At 65.0% G+C, this 13,947-nt stretch carries 11 protein-coding genes; 7 read left to right on the top strand and 4 right to left on the bottom strand.

The window, feature by feature from the left end; genetic code table 11:
* The first annotated feature begins 19 nt into the window (after positions 1–19).
* The 3 genes from CSW63_RS06400 (at position 20) to CSW63_RS06390 (ending at position 3,366) form a co-directional block, all read left to right on the top strand.
* Positions 20–1,306 carry an HlyC/CorC family transporter gene (locus CSW63_RS06400; protein WP_062094115.1) on the top strand — a complete coding sequence of 429 codons (1,287 nt, stop codon included), beginning with the start codon at positions 20–22 and terminating at the stop codon, positions 1,304–1,306.
* A 92-nt stretch (positions 1,307–1,398) separates the two neighbouring features.
* Entirely contained in the window at positions 1,399–2,994 is a 1,596-nt protein-coding gene (locus tag CSW63_RS06395) for an HWE histidine kinase domain-containing protein (protein WP_231737323.1), read from the top strand.
* A gap of 3 nt (positions 2,995–2,997) precedes the next feature.
* Positions 2,998–3,366 carry a response regulator gene (locus CSW63_RS06390; RefSeq protein ID WP_062094117.1) on the top strand — a complete coding sequence of 123 codons (369 nt, stop codon included), beginning with the start codon at positions 2,998–3,000 and terminating at the stop codon, positions 3,364–3,366.
* 167 nt (positions 3,367–3,533) lie between these two features.
* Here CSW63_RS06390 and CSW63_RS06385 read toward each other — a convergent pair whose 3' ends face one another.
* Positions 3,534–7,193, bottom strand: coding sequence for a TonB-dependent receptor domain-containing protein (locus CSW63_RS06385; RefSeq protein WP_062094118.1), 3,660 nt, complete (start codon positions 7,191–7,193; stop codon positions 3,534–3,536).
* A 544-nt stretch (positions 7,194–7,737) separates the two neighbouring features.
* On the opposite strand from CSW63_RS06385, the gene CSW63_RS06380 reads away from it, so the two are divergent.
* Together CSW63_RS06380 and CSW63_RS06375 are read left to right on the top strand one after the other, a co-directional pair.
* Positions 7,738–8,562, top strand: coding sequence for a TonB-dependent siderophore receptor (locus CSW63_RS06380; protein WP_168193612.1), 825 nt, complete (start codon positions 7,738–7,740; stop codon positions 8,560–8,562).
* A gap of 17 nt (positions 8,563–8,579) precedes the next feature.
* Positions 8,580–10,976, top strand: coding sequence for a TonB-dependent receptor domain-containing protein (locus CSW63_RS06375; protein WP_099503900.1), 2,397 nt, complete (start codon positions 8,580–8,582; stop codon positions 10,974–10,976).
* Positions 10,977–11,092: 116 nt separating this feature from the next.
* On the opposite strand, the gene cdd is transcribed toward CSW63_RS06375, so the two are convergent.
* Together cdd and CSW63_RS06365 are read right to left on the bottom strand one after the other, a co-directional pair.
* Positions 11,093–11,521, bottom strand: a complete 429-nt coding sequence (cdd, locus tag CSW63_RS06370; RefSeq protein WP_062094121.1) for a cytidine deaminase — start codon at positions 11,519–11,521, stop codon at positions 11,093–11,095.
* A gap of 104 nt (positions 11,522–11,625) precedes the next feature.
* Complete coding sequence (locus tag CSW63_RS06365; RefSeq protein WP_062094122.1) at positions 11,626–11,898, bottom strand: BolA family transcriptional regulator; 273 nt, start codon at positions 11,896–11,898, stop codon at positions 11,626–11,628.
* Positions 11,899–11,957: 59 nt separating this feature from the next.
* Between CSW63_RS06365 and CSW63_RS06360 the strand changes: the two genes are divergently transcribed.
* Both CSW63_RS06360 and CSW63_RS06355 read left to right on the top strand, forming a co-directional pair.
* Positions 11,958–12,608, top strand: coding sequence for a J domain-containing protein (locus CSW63_RS06360; RefSeq protein WP_062094123.1), 651 nt, complete (start codon positions 11,958–11,960; stop codon positions 12,606–12,608).
* Between the two features lie 124 nt (positions 12,609–12,732).
* Complete coding sequence (locus CSW63_RS06355) at positions 12,733–13,173, top strand: hypothetical protein (RefSeq protein WP_062094135.1); 441 nt, start codon at positions 12,733–12,735, stop codon at positions 13,171–13,173.
* Here the strand turns inward: CSW63_RS06355 and CSW63_RS06350 are convergent.
* Positions 13,142–13,861, bottom strand: a complete 720-nt coding sequence (locus CSW63_RS06350) for a phosphatase PAP2 family protein (RefSeq protein ID WP_168193611.1) — start codon at positions 13,859–13,861, stop codon at positions 13,142–13,144. The genes CSW63_RS06355 and CSW63_RS06350 overlap by 32 nt on opposite strands.
* Between the last annotated feature and the right edge of the window lie 86 nt (positions 13,862–13,947).

The raw sequence follows: 13,947 nt of genomic DNA, 5'->3' as shown, positions 1-13,947 counted from the left end.
AGCGGGCTAGAACACGCGCATGCTCACCGCCCTCCTCGGCCTCGCGCCGATCGTCATCGCCCTGCTGACCCTGTCGGCCATCTTCTCGGCCGCCGAGACGTCCATGACCGGCGCGAGCCGCGCGCGGATGCACCAGCTGGAGCGCGAGGGCGACCGGCCCGCCAAGCGGGTCAACAAGCTCCTATCCGATCAGGAGACGATGATCGGGGCGGTGCTGCTGGGCAACAACCTGATCAACATCCTGGCCTCGGCCCTGGCGACCCAGGTGCTGACCACCCTGATACCCGGCCCGTGGGGCGTGGCGGTGGCGACAGCGGCCATGACCACCTTGATCCTGATCTTCGCCGAGGTGCTGCCCAAGACCGTGGCCATCGTCCGTTCCGACGACGTGGCCCGAGCGCTGTCGGCGCCGACCCTGTTCCTGGTCCGACTGTTTGGCCCGGTCGTCTACGCCGTCCAGTGGATCGTGCGCCGCACGCTGCGGGTGTTCGGCGTCAAGCTGGACATGGCCGTCGACGTGCTGGCCGCGCACGAAGAGATCCGCGGCGCGGTCGACTACCACCACTCCGAGGGCCTGGTGGAGACCGACGACCGGCGCATGCTGGGCGGGGTGCTGGACCTGTCGGACATGGACGTTTCCGAGATCATGGTCCACCGCAAGTCGATGGTGCTGCTGGACGCGGGCCTGCCGGCCCGTGACTTGGTGACCCATGTTCTGGAGGCCCAGCACACCCGTGTGCCGCTGTATCGCGACGAGCCCGACAACATCGTCGGCGTGCTGCACGCCCGCGACCTGCTCAAGGCCCTGGCCGAATGCCCGACAGGGCTTGAGGGCCTGGACATCGCCGCCATCCTGCGCGAGCCGTGGTTCATCCCCGACACCACCAACCTGAAAGACCAGCTGAACGCCTTCCTGAAACGCAAGAGCCACTTCGCCCTGGTGGTCGACGAATATGGCGCGCTGCAGGGCCTGGTGACGCTGGAGGACATCCTCGAGGAGATCGTCGGCGAGATCGAGGACGAGCACGACACCACCCTGGACGGCGTGCGCCGCCAGGTCGACGGCTCGGTCAATGTCGACGGTCATGTCACAGTCCGCGATCTGAACCGCGCCATGGACTGGCGCCTGCCCGAGGGCGAGGCGGTGACGATCGCCGGCCTCGTCATCCACGAGGCCCAGATGATCCCTGAACCGGGGCAGACCTTCATCTTCCATCGCCACCGGTTTCAGGTGTTGCGCCGTCAGCGCAACCAGATCACCGCGCTGCGCATAAGCGCCCCGCTGCAAGACGACAGCGACGCTTAGCGTGCTACCTTGATGCTGCGGGGAACCGGGGCCGGACAAGCGCGTTTGGCCTCCTTAAGAACTCATCGGGTTCTGCGTAGTGGGGGCGCGTGGTGGCCGTAGGGGCTAAAAGCGAGGATCGCGAAGCGCGGGGCGATGACGTCGGCGCGCGTCTCCTCCAGCTTGAGCGTCAGCTGGCCGCAGAGGTTCACAAGTCCGACACCCTGGCGCGCGTCACCGAAGCGATCGCCTCAAGTAACGATGTCGACGCCTGCGTGCAGACGGCCTTGGACGGCGCGCGCGAGATCAGCGGCGCCGCCTATGGCGCGTTCTTCTACAATCAGACCGAGCCGGACGGGAAAAGCTACGCGCTCTTCCGGCTTTCGGGGGCGCCGCCGGCGGCGTTCGCCGACTTCCCCCCGGTGCGAAAGACCCCCCTGTTCGCGCCGACGTTCGAGAACACGGGCGTGGTGCGCTCGGATGACATCACCCTGGACCCGCGTTACGGCCACAACGCCCCGCGCGCCGGGATGCCGCAAGGCCATCTGCCGGTGCGCAGCTATCTGGCCATCCCCGTGGCCACGCGCCAAGGCGAGGTTCTGGGCGGCCTGCTCTTCGGTCACCCGGAGCCGGGCCGTTTCACCGTTCGGGATGAAACGCTGCTGACAGGACTAGGCGCGCAGGTGGCCGCGACCATCGAGTCGATCAAGCTGAACGCCGACGCGCTGGCTGAGCTGGATCATCGTCGGAAGGCCGAAGAACGCCTGAAATTCGCCCTCGACAGCGGCCGCATGGGATCGTGGGATCTGGAAGTGGCGAGCAAGACCTACGAAGCCTCGGACCTGTGCAAAGCCAATTACGGACGCCGGCCGGACGAAGCCTTCACATTCTCGGACTTCGTCGCAACGATTCATCCGGATGACCGTCCGCGCATTCTCGCCGCGATCGACCGCGCTATCGGCGACAGCGCCGACTACGATGTCGAATACCGCGTGATCCATCCCAGCGGCGAACTGCGCTGGCTGCACGCCCGGGGGCGCGCCGCTCAGACCGCCGACGACGGCGGCGTGCGACGTCTGGCCGGGGTCTCGCTGGACATCACCGAACGCAAGCGCGCCGACGAGCGCCAGAAGCTGCTGGTCAATGAACTGAACCACCGGGTCAAGAACAGCTTGGCCACGGTGCAGTCGATCGCCGCCCAGACCCTACGCTCCACCGCCTCGCCGGAGTTCTTTCGCGAAGCCTTCGAAACCCGCCTGATCGCCCTTTCGCAGACCCACGACCTGCTGACCCGCGAAAGCTGGGAAGGCGCGAGCCTGCGCGAGGTGTTCGATGTGGAGCTGCACGCAATGGCCGGCGAAGACCGGGTCAGCTTCGACTATTTGAGCGATGTGCGTTTGACGCCCAAGGCCGCCGTGGCCCTGGGGATGGGGATACACGAGCTGGCGACCAACGCGGTGAAGTACGGCGCACTGTCGACGCCGCTCGGCCGGGTGAAGGTGGTTTGGATCGTAGAGCAGGATGTCCTGCGCCTGACCTGGACCGAGAGCGGCGGCCCCGAAGTCCATCCGCCCGCCCGCCGGGGCTTTGGCGCCCGGCTTCTCGAACGCGGACTCGCGGCCGAGCTATCCGGCGGCGTCGAGCTGACCTATGATGCCCCCGGCCTCGTCTGCCACATGGCGCTGCCCCTGCGCGCCTTGGAGCCCTGATACATGAAGACTCTGTCGTCCCTGAAGGTTTTGGTCGTCGAAGACGAGGCGCTGGTCTCGATGCTGGTCGAGGACATGCTGACCGATCTTGGCTGCACGATCATCGGCCCCGCCGCCGAGATCGAGGAGGCGCTGCGCCTGGCCGGCTCGGCCGACATAGACGCGGCTCTGCTGGACGTAAACCTGGGCGGCCGTCCGATCTTCCCGGTCGCCGACGCCCTGAAGGCGCGCGGCGTGCCGTTCGCCTTCGCCAGCGGCTATGGCGAGGCAGGGCTGACCGAGGACCACCGGGGCTCCACCGTCCTGCAGAAGCCGTTCCGCGAGGCCGACCTGCGCCGGGTGCTTGAGGGCCTTGTCGCCCAGATCGCCTGAAGCCTGGCGGGCGGGTGGCGTTCAGAACGCGACACCACGTCAGCATCCCATGAAAAAAGGGCGGCCCGCAGGCGGGTCGCCCTTTTTGCTGATCTGGCCCGCAGCAGCGATGCGCTGGACCGATGGCTCGGCCCAGCGCGGTCGCTCGTCGCTTTGGTCGCCGCCGCCTAGAAGCGGGCGTTCATGCTGAACTGATAGGTGCGACCCACCGAGCTGTAGATGACGCCAACGGCCTCTTGTTCCCAGCGCTTGCCGGCGAGGTTGTTGACGTTGAAGCGCAGGTCGATCTCTTTGGTCAGCTTGTAGCCGACATAGAGATTGTAGACTGCGTAGCCCTTGCGATCGAGATAGGCGTTCTGCTCGATCGTCGCCGGCACGGCCCCGTTGAACCGGATCGTGTCCGAAACGGTGTTGATGTTGAGGCTGGTCGAGATCTTGTCGCGCGCGTAGCCGATCGTCGTGTTGCTCTGCCACTTGGGCGTGCCGATGCTGCCGAGATATTGCTCGGTGTCGCCCGGCAGACCGGTGCCGCTGAAGCTCGACTCGTAGGTCCGGTAGAGGTTGCTGTTCAGCGAGATGCGGCCCCAGTCGCCCGACGAACCAAACAGCTCCGCCAGCGCCTTGCGGTAGGTCACCACGATGTTGGCGGCGCGCAGATTGGTCTGGGCCAGGTTCAGATAGGTCGACTGCCAACCGTCGCTCACGCTGAACGCACGTGCGGAGTTCGGTTCAGTACCCGCCGTGTAACGCGGCACCGAGGCGCAGCTGTTCACGCCAAACTGAGCGCTGTTGTCGGGGTAGGCGGTCGAGTCAAAGCAGTAGGTCAGCAGTTGTTCGGCCGACACGCGGGTCAGCTGATCCTTCAGCTGGATGTCGATATAGTCGAACGACATGCGCAGGTTCGGAATGAACCGCGGTTCCAGAACCACGCCGGCCGTCCAGCTTTCGCCGCGCTCGGGCTTCAGCGCCATGTTGCCGAAACGGGCGCCCAGAACCGAGGGCGAGCCCGGGTTGAAGGTGCTGAGGAAGGTCTCGGCTTCGGCGTTGGTCGAGGCGTAGCCCGCCGCCTTCACCGCAGCGACACAGTTGGCCTTGCGGGTCGCCGGGTTCAGACCCGAGTTGATGTTCCCCACAGCACAGGGGTCGGCCATCGTCGTGAACGCGCCTTGGCCGCCCAGGAACAGTTCTACGCCGTCCGGCTGGCGGATCGAGCGGGTGACATTGCCGCGGAACGTGATGTCACGGATCGGCTGGAAAGTGGCGGCCAGTGACCAGATCTTGGACAGGTCGCCGTCATACTTCGGGCTGACCGAATTCCCGACCTGATTGATGTAGGTCGACGCCTCGCCCGTTTGCTTGGACCAGCGGACAGCCGGGTTGATTTCAAGCCGTTGAGCGAAGGGCAGGCTGAAGTCGCCGCCCAGGATCGGGATATTCAGTTCGACGCCATATTCCTGCGCCTCGGTTTCATACTGGGTTGCGGAGATCGCCGCCCCCCGGGCGCGGCCAAGGCGCGAGACGTCGTTAGCAGAGTAGTCGTTCTTGGTCGTGCGGCGTTCGGCGGCCAGCGCCACGCCCAGAGGACCGCCCGGCAGTTGAAGCACATCGCCGGCGATCGAGCCTTGCAGGAAGGTCTGGGTGTTCTCGAAGGAGTAGACCTGCTGCGCGGTAACATAGTCCTTAGCCGCCTGCGTCATCTGGCCGTAGCCGAACGGGTTCAGCGGCTGACAGCTGTCGATCATCGCCTGAGTGACGGTCGGCTGGAACGACTGCTTGGCGATCGTGCCGCTCGATTGCGGGATGTCGGCCAGGTTAGATGCGATGAACGACGGCGCCTTGCCCAGATAGGCGGCGGGGTTCGTTTTGGCGCGGCAGGTGATCTGGCCGCTCCCGTCGCGGACGGTGTCGATGGCCAGCAGGTATTCGACGTCAAGGATGCTCGTGCTCTCGACCTTACCGTCGGCGCGGCCGTAGGTGTAGGACAGATCCCAGGTCCAGTTGCGATCCAGGAAATCAAAGTCGCCCTTCAGGCCTTGCGCGAAGTTACCGATGTTGGTGACGCCGCGCTGCGGGTTGTCGCCCAGGATGTCCTGGTTGGTGCGCGACATGATGAAGTTGTTGGCCGTATTCACCGCGCCGCTGTCGCGCAGCAGTTGCTGCGACGCTGCGCTGAGGTAGGGGTTGTTAATGCTGACCAGGATACCCGAGGTCTCGGTGCCGGCGCTGGTCACGGCGTTGCCCGAGGCTGCGTTGCGCGGCACCACCGTCCGCACCGTCGAATAGGTGTTCTGGCTGTAAGCCTGGATGCGGTCGTTAATGTCAAAGGTCGCGAAGGCCGTGAAGTTCTTACGGTTCTGCGCGTTCTGAATCAGGTTGGTGCGGTTGGTGTTATTGCCCTCGATGCCCGGGGCGCTGCCCAGGGTGCCTTGGGCGTTCGGGCCGATGTTGGCGAACGACCAGTTCTCGGCCTGACCATTGGCGTTGAAGCGAACCGGCTTGGCGATGAAGGGGAACAGCGCCCGGGTCGCCGGATCGGTGTTCGCCACCCGCGGGATGTTCGAATACAGCGAGCCGACGATCAGGTTGATGTCGGTGTTCGGGTTCTGCGCAAGATACTCCCGCAGGGTCGGCAGCTTGCTTTGCAGCACGTTGACCGCCAGCGTGTTAAGCTGGGCTGTGGTCAGACCGGTCGGGGCCGTGACGCCGTACTTGGCGAACACGGCCGCAGCGGTGACGCCGGTCGGCAGCGAGGTCGGCGCGAAGTTCGGAAAGGTGCCCGACGGTGCGCTCGTAAAGTAAAGACCGTTACCGGTGGGAATGCCGGGGACCAGCTGGGAAGTCGAGCTGACCGAGCCCGTCGGCAGCAGACACGCTGTCACGCCCGCGATCGTCGTCGGACAAGCCGCCGTAGCGCTTGAGGGCGTGAAGGCCACACCCGACGGATACTGCAGCGCATTGCGTGCGAAATAGGCGTAGGCGGTCGACGGTATCCCGTCGTCGCTGTTGCGCAGGAAGGCGCCGTTGTTCAGGCCCGTGACGTCGATGGCGGCGGTCGGCGAGAAGTTCGGATTGCGCTTGGAACCATTGAACGCGTTGGTCACACCGACGCCAGCGTCGATGATCCACGGGCGGGCGTCGGCGTAGAGCGCATCGGTCGTGGTCTGTTCAAAGGCCAGGGTCAGGTTGGCCCGCTCGTCCATCAGGTTCCGGCCAACGATGACGCTGAAGCTGTAGCGATTGGCGTCGCCCTTCTCCGAAGCCCGCGCTGATGCGCGCACTTCGCTGCCGACGTACTTATCCTTGATGATGTAGTTGATCACCCCGGCAATGGCGTCCGAGCCGTAGGCGGCGGCGCCGCCGACGGTCAGGGTGTCGACCCGGTCGATCAACTGCGAGGGAATGGCGCCCAGATCGACCTGCGAACCGGCGTTGTTGCTAGTGACGAACAGCGTCGCGGCGTTGCCCGAGACCTGGCGACGACCGTTGACCAGCGTCAGGGTGCGCTGGCTGCCCAGGCCCAGAAGGTCGGCGAAGGCGGTGCCCAGGCTAGAGGTCTGGCCGCCGTTGTTACCGTAGGGGCTGGCGCCAGCGTAGACCATCGGCTGACTCAGCACGATGTCATATGCGTTGTTGAAGCCGCGCTCGATGATCTCTTCCTTGGTGACCTGCACCCCGGGGATCGTTCCGTCGAACTGGGGACGCTTGATGCGCGAGCCGGTCACCACGACTTCGGTCACAGTGGTCTGAGGCGGCGTAGTCTCTTGGGCGTAGGCATAGGTCCCAAGCACCGCGCTGAGAGCGGCGCCAGCCAGTAGAGCAACTTTCATATGTAATCTTCCCCGAACTATCCCCGCCTAAGGCGGAGCCCCAAAAATCCGAACGGCCTGCGGAGACCAACGCGAGTCGCGCGCAAAAATCATCCCAGACCGCAATCGCGCCCACTAAAAGACACTTTTCCGAGAGGAACGCGTCACAAAGGCCGCTATTGCTCCGGTTTGAGCTCTAGGCGCCCGCAGGCTAGGCGCCAGAACGTATATTAGATGTCAGAAAACCTCTTCACCCCTAGCGCCCCAGACTACAGACGCGCGCATCGCCTGGGAAAAGCACATCCCGCGAGCAAGAAATTGCCCCAATTTACGCGCCTCGGCCTAAACGGATCAATCAGTTTTGAGCAAGAATTTCCCAATTTTGACAGATCGACACCATAAACGTGACTTTTTGGTAACGCCGCGCCGTCAACCTGCCGCAATCTCGCCTTGGTCGCTGCTAGCCCGGCGGAAAGCCTTTAACGTCGCGCGCTGAGGAATGGCCCTCATAGCTCCCCCGCGCGGCGGCGTGGCGGGCGCGCGTACTTTCGAGGACAACAAGAATATGGCGTTGAAAACCAAGGTTCTCCTGGCGACGACGATGCTGGGAAGCCTCGCGGCTTTCGCTCCGACCCTCGCTCTGGCGCAGACCGCGCCGGCGCCTGCGGCTCAGGATTCGACGGCCGTCGAGGAAGTGGTGGTCACCGGATCGCTGATCCGTCGCAACCCGCTCAATTCGCCCACCCCGCTGATCCAGGTCGGCCAGGAAGAAATCCAGCAGTCGGGCGAGATCAACATCGTCGACTATCTGGCCGACATCCCCGCGCTGCAGAACAGCCAGGTCTATGAAGACACCACCGGCGGCTTCGTCGGCATCGGCGGTCTGGCGTTCCTGAACCTGCGCAACCTCGGCTCGGGCCGCACCCTGGTGCTGGTCGATGGTCGTCGTCACGTGGCCGGCGCCCCGGGCGGCGCCTCGGTCGACGTCGACACCATTCCGAGCTCGCTGGTTCGCCGCGTTGAAGTCACGACCGGCGCTGGTTCGGCGCTGTACGGCGCCGACGCCGTCTCGGGCGTCGTCAACTTCATCATGCGCGATGACTACGAAGGCGTCGAAATGGACGCCGCGATCGGTCAGCTGAGCCAAAACACGTCGCAGTACAACAAGCGACTGTCGATCACCGCCGGCAAGAACTTCATGGACGGCCGCCTGAACGTTTACGGCTATGCCGAAACGCAGCGTTCTGACGTGCTGTTCGACAAGGACCTGGAAATCTCCTGGATCCAGAAGAACGCCCGCTTGCTCACCCTCGACGTCGACCCGACCCGACCGGCGCGGTCAACGACGGCGTCTTCGATGTCGACAAGCGCTATAACCTGCGCTCGCTGAACCGTCCGCTGGGTGGCGTGCTGGTGCTGGCCAACGGCACCCCGGGCAGCATCACCACCGACCCGGACATTCCGTACGGCGCCTGCGCCTCGACGCAAGCCAACTCGGCCACCTTCTCGTCCAACTGCTTTGCGACCAACCCGGGCCGGACCTACCAGTTCCGTGCGGACGGCACGCCCTTCCTGGCCGACTTCGGCGCGGGTCAGTCGGTCGGCGCGGTGAACCGCACCACCACCTATGGCGGCAGCGGCGACGGCCTGACGGTTGTCGAAACCAACCGCCTGCCCCAGCAAAAGGCTGAGCGCTTCCAGATCGGCGCGAACTTCGACGTCACCGACAACGTCAAGTTCTTCAGCGAACTGAAGTATGTCGAAGAAACCAACATCGACATCTTCCAGCCGCACTTCGCCAACGTGAACATCCGCGCGTTCGGCGCCACCGAGTATCCGAACGACTACGGTGCGCTGACCTCGTTCACGATCGGTCTCGACAACGCCTACATGCCGACCGAGGTGCGCAACGCGATCCTCAACAACCAGCGCACCATCTACGGCGCGCCGACGGCGACTGGCGACAGCGCCGTGACCGGCACGGTCAACGACCGTCGCGCCCAACTGCGGGTGTTCAGCTACGACCTTGGCTATCGTCCGGCGATCGCCGATCGTAACACCACCCGCTTCGTGGGCGGCTTCAAGGGCGACCTCGACTCTCTGGCCTTCGTGAAGGACGTGTCCTGGGAGCTGGGCTACACCTACGGCAAGATGAAGGCCGTCAACACCGAGCCGGAAACGATCGACGTCGAACGTTACGCCTACTCGATCGACGCCGTGGTCGACACGGCCGGCGAGCTGGGCAAGGCCGGCGCCGTCGTCTGCCGCGTGCAGTTGCTGGCCAAGCGTGGCGTGCAGATCAAGAACCTGGACGGCGTCGCCTATTCGGCCAACGATCCGACGATCGCCAACTGTAAGCCTTCGCGCGTCTTCGGCACCGGCGGCTTCGCCGACTCCAAGGACTACATCCTCACCAAGCTCGTCACCAAGGAAATGAACGAGCAGCAGGACGTCCGCGGCTTCGCCTCGGGCAACCTGTGGGACTTCTGGGGCGCCGGTCCGATCGGCATCGCCGTCGGCGGTGAATACCGCAAGGAAGAAACCAGCGCGGACCTGACGGACTTCGGCGACCGCGTGCTGTTCGGCAACTCGGCCGGCGACCTGGCCAAGATCGGCTTCAACGTCAAGGAAGCCTTCGGTGAAATGCGCCTGCCGTTGCTGAAGGACAAGTTCCTGGCCGAAAGCCTGGAAATCGGCGGCACCTATCGCTACTCGGACTACTCGACCATCGGCGTCACCAAGACCTGGGGCGTGAATGGTTCGTGGCGTCCGGTTCGCGACATCGCCTTCCGCTTCACCTACGGCAAGGCCGTGCGCGCGCCGACGTTGAGTGAACTGTACTCGCCGCCTGGGGATACGTTCCCGAACATCACCGACCCCTGCTCGTCTCCGGTCATCGCCGGGACGACCGACCAGCGCATCCGCAACAACCGGATCAAGAACTGCGCTCTGCTCGGCATCCCGACCACCTATGTCGACCCCAACCCCGGGTTCTCGAACAACGGCAAGAGCGGCAGCAACCCGAACCTGCAGCCGGAAGAGTCGAAGAGCCACACCATCTCTGCGATCATCACGCCGCGTTGGGTGCCGCGTCTGTCGATGATCTTCGACTACTATGACATCAAGATCACCAACGCGATCTCGACCCTCTCGGCTCAGACCCTCGCCAACCTGTGCGTGGATGAAGACGCTCTGAACCCGGCCGCCTGCGCCGCCGTTCCGCGTCGTCCGGCCTCGGCTGGTCCGAACGCCTACGAGATCGACAACTTCCTGGAAGGTCCGTTCAACTTCGCGGCCCTGCTGTCGCGCGGCATGGACTTCACCATGCGTTACAACTTCGAGCCGGGCGACCTGTTCGGTGGCAAGGACTGGGGTCGTCTGGATCTCGGCGTGACGGGTAACTACCTGATCCGTCGCCAGAACTTCACCAACCCGACGGTGCCGGGCCTGGCCACGGACATCGACTCCACGGTCAACAACCCGCGCGTGCGCTTCCGCACGACGGCGACCTGGACCAAGGGCCCGCTCGCTTTGACCTGGCGCGCGGACTACCAGACCGCTCAAGAGCTGTTCAACTACCGCCTGGTCGGCGCCAACGGCGACTCGCGTCCGAAGGAATACTTCGACACGGGCAGCTTCCTGCAGCAGGACATCTCGTTCCGCTATGACGTGACCGAGAAGGCCTACATCCGTGGCGGTGTGAACAACATCTTCGGCGTCGAGCCGAACATTCAGACCGGCCTGACGGACAACTTCGACCTCTTCGGTCGTCGTTTCAACCTGGGCATGAACATCCGCTTCTAATCGTCAGCACGCCGGGGGCCTTACCACTCCCGGCGTGTTCCGATGAGAGGCGCCCAAAAACAAAGACGCCGCCGTGGGACCCCACGGCGGCGTTTTTCGTGTCTGGAGGCAGCGGATCAGTCCAGGTCGCGGGGCCCGAACGAGCGCGGCAACAGCTCCCAGAAGGCCACACGCTCGGTGGGCTTGCCGCCCTGGACCGAGACGATCTCGCAACCCTCCCCCGCAAACTCGGCGATGCGCTGGCGGCAGCCGCCGCACGGCTGAACCACGGCGTCGGATCCGGCGGCGATCATCACCTTGTCGATGCGGCGCGCGCCGGCGGCGGTGATCATCGCCCCGATCGCGGTCTGCTCGGCGCAGGTGCCCTGCGGATAGGCGGCGTTCTCGACATTGACGCCGTAGTGGACCGCGCCGGTCTCGTCGATCACCGCTGCGGCCACCGTGAACTTCGAATAGCGGGCGTACGATCGCGACAACAAAGCCGGCAGGGCCGCAGCGATCTCGTGTTCGAGGGTTTCAGAGGGCGTAGGGAGGTCGGCGCTCATCGGGATTCCTGCCTTCCGGCAAGACCGCGCCGGGGTGGAAAGCAATCAGCGACCACGTTGCGGCGCAAGCAAAAAGTAAGCCCGAACTTACTTTCCGCCCGGCCTCACGCGTCTCCGGGAGCCGACGCCGTGATGGAGAGCGCGTGCACAGGGCCCGCCAGTTCCTCGGCCAGGGCGTGCATCACCATCCGCTGGCGCATGACCCGCGACTTGCCCGCGAAAGCCAGCGACTCAATCCGCAGATTGAAGTGACTCTCACCGGCCCCGGTGTGCCCGGCATGGCCATGATGGCGGTCGCTATCATCGACCAGATCGAGCACAGAGGGGGTAAAAGCCGCTTCCAACTTGCGGCGGATGGTCTCGGCGACTGCGCCCATAACACGTCTCGTGCTTGTCAATCCTTGAACGCAAATAGCGCGGGCTTACTCTAGACGCCATGAGCCGGCCGTTCGAGTACCGCCCCAAATTTTACGACATCCGGGTTCGGCCGCCCAAGGAGGGCGAAGACGATCCCGCGCACGACGTCCTGGGCCTTAAGCCCGGCGAGAAGCGCTGCGACCATCCTGACTGCCGCCTGGCCGGATCGGCCAAGGCGCCGAAGTCGCGCGACATGCCCAATGACCACTATTGGTTCTGTCAGCGGCACGCGGCCGAGTACAACAAGAACTGGAACTTCTACGCCGGCATGAGCGAGGCCCAGATTCGGGCCGAGCAGGAGACCGAGCGGATGACGGGCGGCCGTCCGACCTGGAGCTTCAAGGCCGACGCCAATTCGCGCGAGGCCGCCGCCATGGCCGCCCGCGACGCGCGTCACTTCGCCGACCCCTTCGGCATCTTCCGCGCCCAGCAGCGAAGGGCCGAAGCCGAGCGTTCGGCGGCCGAGCGCCGCTTGGGCAAGCTGGAACGTCAGGCCCTGGCCGATCTCGACTTGGAGGCCACGGCGGACGGGGCCGCGATCAAGACCCGCTACAAGGAACTGCTCAAGCGCTGCCACCCCGACGCCAACGGCGGCGACCGCAGCGCTGAGCACAAGTTGCAGCGCGTCATCAAGGCTTACAAGCAGTTGCAGAAATCGGGGATGGTGTAGCCAGCGCGCGTCGCGCGGACGCATCGGCCAAGCCCTGCATCCGGGAACGAGGCCCGCTTCACGCCTTGCGGCGCGCGGGGCGAATGCGCCATTGTCGCCGCCGAAGCAGGGGGCGAACCATATCATGACAGTCAACGACCCCCAGTGGCGCGCGCCAGCCGAGCCGCCGACCCCGGTCACGCCGGTGCCGTTCGGCAAGCCTTGGAGCATCTGGTTCTGGGGCGGTCTGCTGTCGACGGCCGGACTGGCCCTGGCCGTGCAGCCCATGACGGTGCTGCGTCTGCTCGACTCGCCGGTCGACGTCTCCGCCCTTCCCTGGGTGCGGTTCTGTGGACTTCTCCTGTTGGCCTACGCCATGGGCTACCACGTCGCCGGCTGGACCGGGCAACGCACCTTCATGCGCGCCTCTGTCGTCCTGCGGGTGCTGTCGCTGGTGATCATCGGCGGTTTCGTTCTCTTGAACTGGCTGCCGAAGGCTTGGTTGGCGGTGGGCGTGGGCGACGTCATCGGCGCAATCTGGACAACGCTGGAGCTCAGGTGGCGTCCGAAGCCGAAGTCGGCTTGAACCGACGCTCGACCAGATAGGCGACCAGCCAGCAGATCATCGCCCAGGCCGCCCCTACGCTCCACCCGGCCAGCACGTCGCTGGTCCAGTGGACGCCCAGATAGACTCGGCTGGCGCCGACCAGCAGGCTGACCAGCACTGCGGCGCTGATCGCCAGGATCTTGACCCGGCGCCGCTCGGCGAAGCGGGACGCCAGCACACCCAGGGTCAGGAACACCACCGCAGAGAGCATGGCGTGGCCCGAGGGGAAGCTGGCGTTGACCGCCTCGACCACGCGATAGGCCTCGTCGGGTCGCTCGCGGCCGAACAGCGCCTTGAGCCCCTGGCTGACCGTGACGCCGCTCAAAGCGCCTAGCGCCAGAAGCCAGGCCTCAGTCCAGCGCCTCAGCGACCCTAGTAGCGCGAAACCCGCCAGGATCAGCAGGGTCAGCACGGCCACCGAGCCGAGGGCGGTGATGTCGACCGCCGCCACATGCAGCCATTCCGGCCCGATCAGAGCGTCCGGCCGGCCATCGACCCGCAGCGCTTGCAACACCGTCAGATCCAGAGCGTGGGTTTCGCCCTCGACCACCTCGTCGGCGATCCCCACGAAGCCCAAGGCGCCCAGCGCCACAATCAGCAGGGCGGACGCCACGCCGATCTCGCGGCCGGCTGCGGCGAACAGTCTCTGAACGTCAAGGTGATACAAGCGGCGCGCTCCTTCCCAAAACCGAGGCTTCGAAACAACATTTCTCTTTTGAAACATGAACTTAAGAACGGGTCAGCCGTTCAGCA

This window comes from Caulobacter sp. FWC26, from assembly GCF_002742645.2.
GTDB lineage: Bacteria > Pseudomonadota > Alphaproteobacteria > Caulobacterales > Caulobacteraceae > Caulobacter.
This window is presented reverse-complemented; position numbering and strand designations above follow the sequence as displayed.

Excerpts from the sequence above, each read along its gene's own strand:
- CSW63_RS06360 (WP_062094123.1), top strand. The coding sequence starts at position 11,958 with ATGAGCCGGCCGTTCGAGTACCGCCCCAAATTTTACGACATCCGGGTT.
- CSW63_RS06365 (WP_062094122.1), bottom strand. The coding sequence starts at position 11,898 with ATGGGCGCAGTCGCCGAGACCATCCGCCGCAAGTTGGAAGCGGCTTTT.
- CSW63_RS06400 (WP_062094115.1), top strand. The coding sequence starts at position 20 with ATGCTCACCGCCCTCCTCGGCCTCGCGCCGATCGTCATCGCCCTGCTG.
- CSW63_RS06355 (WP_062094135.1), top strand. The coding sequence starts at position 12,733 with ATGACAGTCAACGACCCCCAGTGGCGCGCGCCAGCCGAGCCGCCGACC.
- cdd (WP_062094121.1), bottom strand. The coding sequence starts at position 11,521 with ATGAGCGCCGACCTCCCTACGCCCTCTGAAACCCTCGAACACGAGATC.
- CSW63_RS06380 (WP_168193612.1), top strand. The coding sequence starts at position 7,738 with ATGGCGTTGAAAACCAAGGTTCTCCTGGCGACGACGATGCTGGGAAGC.
- CSW63_RS06385 (WP_062094118.1), bottom strand. The coding sequence starts at position 7,193 with ATGAAAGTTGCTCTACTGGCTGGCGCCGCTCTCAGCGCGGTGCTTGGG.
- CSW63_RS06390 (WP_062094117.1), top strand. The coding sequence starts at position 2,998 with ATGAAGACTCTGTCGTCCCTGAAGGTTTTGGTCGTCGAAGACGAGGCG.